Origin of the sequence: Pseudomonas sp. Sample_9 (assembly GCF_004307535.1) — a bacterium.
In the GTDB taxonomy this organism is placed as follows: Bacteria; Pseudomonadota; Gammaproteobacteria; order Pseudomonadales; family Pseudomonadaceae; genus Aquipseudomonas; species Aquipseudomonas mercuritolerans.
Genome location: NZ_RAZO01000279.1, coordinates 1 through 3,036 on the forward strand (window position 1 = coordinate 1; position 3,036 = coordinate 3,036).

Sequence of the window (3,036 nt, forward strand, 5' to 3'; positions counted from 1 at the left end):
ACACCGCGATAGACCGTATCGGGAATCTGCCGCTGCTGCATGACCCTTTCGGCCTCGCGCAGGCGCTCGAAAGCGCACGCGTAATCACCGCGATTACCGGCCAGTTGCGCCTGCCCCAGATAACCATAGAGGACCCGCTTGTCCTGGCTGCGCAAGCAATCCTCAAGACCTTGGCTGAACAGCTGCGCAGCCTGCTCTTCAAGCCCCATGCACAGCGCCAGCCGTCCGCGTCGCAGGGCAATCCGCCCCAGCAGCGGCGTGGGCACCATAGTGCGCTGACGCAGCAATTGCTCGATGTCCACCAGCAGACTTTCAGCGCGTACAGGCGCTCCTCGCTGCTCAAGCCATTGCGCATGATCAAGCTCCAGCAACCCCTCGAACAACAGGGAGCCATGCGCGCGTGCCAGGCACAACGCCTCGCGGTTGAGGGCGTGGGCCTGATCGAGTTCACCGCACAGCAACGCCTGCTGGGTCAGTCCCGACAGGCACATCACACGCGCCTGCCAGGCATCGTCAGCCAGCGCTGACAACGCCTCCTGAAAACAGGCGCGCGCCGGCTCCATTTGCCCTTGCAGGTGGCAAAGCCAACCCTGTTGCGCCTGCCAGCGGGCCAAGAGTTGCTGCTCCAGTTGCGCTGTCGGCTGCGGCATGAAGCGGCCGAGATGGGCCATGCATTGCCCGGCCTGTTGAAATCGCCCGGCAAACAATAAGGCGCCCGTGACCAGTCCGACCAGCTGCGGTGTCATCAGGGTCAGCTCCTGACTTTGCTGCTCGTGCAAGCGCAACAGCAGGACGACCGCCTGGTCCTCGAACAAGTCTTCGAAGTTGAAATGCTGCAACAGGCTGACGGCGGTTTCGTACTCCTCGGCCAACAACGCTTGCTCGAACGCTGCTCGCCAATCCTGCGCCGCAGTGAACCACTGACAGGCGCGCCGGTGCCAGGAGCGTGCACATGGCCAGTGCGACGCCTGCATGATTCGCGACAGCGGCCGGAAGACCTGCAACCAATCGGCGGACTCCTGCCATGGCTCGATAAAGCAGCCCAGCACTTGCAGATCATGCAGCAGCCGGGCGCCTTCGCCGGGGCCGAACAAATGCTCGCACAACGACGCATTGAACCGTGGCAGGTGCGCCAGAACACGCCATGCCTCGTCCTGCTCCGGCGTCAGGTTGCTGAAGAGTTCGTGCTGCAGATAATCCAGAAGAGTGTCGACACGCTGCTGTGGTTGCGGGTTTTGCGACCAGTCACATTTTTGCAGGAGTGCCATGCGCGCCCCCGCGCACCAGCCACCGGTACGCTGAATGATGCGGCCAGCGACACGGTCCGCCTGATCTGGCGGCAAATGGCGCAACACCGATACCACCTCATCGTGAGTCAGCGCCAGGCTGGCGGGTTCGGATTCGTAGAGTTCATCATCGAGCAACAGCCGCGGCCAGTTGCACTGCGGCCGGCGGCGAGTGCTGATCCACCAGGTGAGCGCCGGGCTGCTGATTGCCAGCAAGCGATCAAACAACGCATCCAGAGCCGGATCCGGCAGACGACTGTAATCGTCAATAAACAGCGAAGTCGGTTTCGACCAATGGGCCAGCTCCGCCATCAGTTGCGTTTCGTCAAGGCCTTCGACAAGCCCGAGCGCCCGCCTCAGACGCAGGCAGAATTCTTCGGTGCTGAGCGCCGCGCCTGCCAGCGGCAGCCAGATTGCCTCGCACTCCGTACGCACCTGCAGAAGACATTCGGTGAGCAGTGCGGTTTTGCCACTGCCCGCGGGCGCGCACAACAGCTTCACCCGCGCGCTGGATGCCAGTAAAGGTGCGCTCAAACGGCTGCGAGGTTGATGATGCGAAGAAAGCCTGGGCAAAAATCCGGGTCGATCCAGGCACGGGGTCATGGCGGTCATCGGCTGAGCCTTCTTATCGTTGTGCGCTCACCCTAGCCCTCTCCCGCGCCCTTGTTGACGAGTATTCAGCACGCTGATTGATGGCCATAAAAAAAGGCGACCGTGCGGTCGCCTTTTGTCCAGCGGTGCAGTTCAAGCGTTAGCGCACACCCTCGGCGCGCAGGGCCGAGGGTGTGTAATCCGCGGCCTTGGCTTCAAAGCCGAATTCGAAGCTGTGCTTCTCTTCGTTCTTCATGCCCAACGCAATGTAGCGGCCGGCAATGATGTCGTAGAGCGCTTCCAGCGTGTAGGCCTGGGCCTGATGATCGTAGTAGTACTGCGCGTGACCTTCGGCGACGCGCCACAGTTGCCCGCGACCGTCGTAGTGATCGGCCAGTGCCACTTGCCAGCTGTCCTCGTCGATGTACATGTGGCGCTTGGCGTAGATGTGCCGCTCGTTCGGTTTCACCGTGCCGATCACTTCCCAGACGCGGTGCAGTTCGTAACGGGTCAGGTCCTGATTGATATGCCCGGCCTTGACGATATCGTCGTACTTGAGCTTCGGCGAGTCGAGTTTGTAGCTGTTGTAGGGAATGTACATTTCCTTCTTGCCGACCAGTTTCCAGTCGTAGCGATCCGGCGCGCCGGAGAACATGTCGAAGTTGTCGGAAGTCCTCAGGCCATCGGCCGCGGTACCCGGACCGTCATAGGCCACTTGCGGTGCCCGACGTACGCGGCGTTGACCGGCGTTGTAGATCCACGCCAGACGCGGTTCCTTCACCTGATCGAGGGTTTCGTGCACCAGCAGCACGTTACCGGCCAGCCGCGCCGGAGCAGTCACCGATTGCTTGAAGAAGGTCAGCACGTTGGCGGCTTTTTCCGGGTCGATGTCTTTCATCAGTTGCGGCACGGCGATCTCTTCTTCGAAGCGGATCGGCGTGTAGCTGCCGTTGGTCTGCGGCGTGACCTGGGTGATGATCCGCCGCAGATTGCCACCGTGATAACGGGTGATGTGGTTCCACAGCACCTCGACGCCGTTCTTGGGAATCGGGAAGGCGTAGTAGCGATTGCCGGTGAAATTGGCCAGGCCGTTGCCGTCGTTGATCGCGTTGACGTTCAGCGCGCTGCGCTTGGCCGACTCATAGATTTCCGCTGGCGC

At 61.7% G+C, this 3,036-nt stretch carries 2 protein-coding genes; both read right to left on the reverse strand.

The features are described 5' to 3' along the window. The coding region (locus tag D6877_RS15300) for a helix-turn-helix transcriptional regulator (protein ID WP_130911334.1) at positions 1 to 1,898 on the reverse strand (1,898 nt) is incomplete at its 3' end. Between the two features lie 139 nt (positions 1,899 to 2,037). Further along, positions 2,038 to 3,036 (reverse strand): DUF1329 domain-containing protein (locus tag D6877_RS15305; RefSeq protein ID WP_130911345.1); only part of this gene is annotated, 999 nt, incomplete at its 5' end.